This is a genomic window from Mesorhizobium sp. M2A.F.Ca.ET.039.01.1.1 (genome assembly GCF_003998035.1).
Taxonomy (GTDB): Bacteria; Pseudomonadota; Alphaproteobacteria; order Rhizobiales; family Rhizobiaceae; genus Mesorhizobium.
On record NZ_RZRY01001413.1, the window covers coordinates 1 to 636 of the forward strand.

At 62.4% G+C, this 636-nt stretch carries 1 protein-coding gene; it reads left to right on the forward strand.

Features of this window, described 5'->3' with window-relative positions:
- Positions 1-636: hypothetical protein (locus tag EOA24_RS42265; RefSeq protein WP_189354695.1), on the forward strand; the 636-nt coding region annotated here is incomplete at both ends.

Sequence of the window (636 nt, forward strand, 5' to 3'; positions counted from 1 at the left end):
GTCTTGTAGTGGTCGCCTCGGAACTTGAAGATGCAAATCGCGCCACAGCCTTATGGGGCCTCGCAGCCGGCGTAGCAAGGCTTGAGCCTGAGCTGCAGCAGCGTCTCGTCCTCTTCGCCGAGGAACTTGAAGACCCCGAAGATTGCGTCCTCGTACTACGCGGCTTCGGAACAGGCGTGGCAAGGCTTGCGCCAGAGCTACAGCAGCGTCTCCTGACCGTCGCCGACCGCGTTGACGAACCAGAGTATCGCGCTTTGGCCCTCAGCGCGCTCGGAACGGGTATCACTGGTTTTGCGCTCGAGTTGCAGCGGGATCTCGTCGGCCACGTCGAGAGGCTCGACGACCCGGAGCATTGCGCCTGGATCCTCGAGGCCGTTGGAGCCGGCGTGGCGAGGCTTTTGAGCGATTTGCCGCAGCGTGTCATCGAGCTTGCCGAGAGACTTGACCCCTTGCATCGCTCCCGAGCTCTAGAGACCCTTGCAGTGGGTGTGGCAGAGCTTCCGTCCAATCTTCAGAAGCACCTCGTCGATCTCGCTGAGAGTCTCGAGAACCCGGAGCACTGCGTCTCGGCCCTACGCGGCTTCGGAACAGGCGTGGCAAGGCTTGCGCCAGAGCTACAGCAGCGTCTCCTGAACG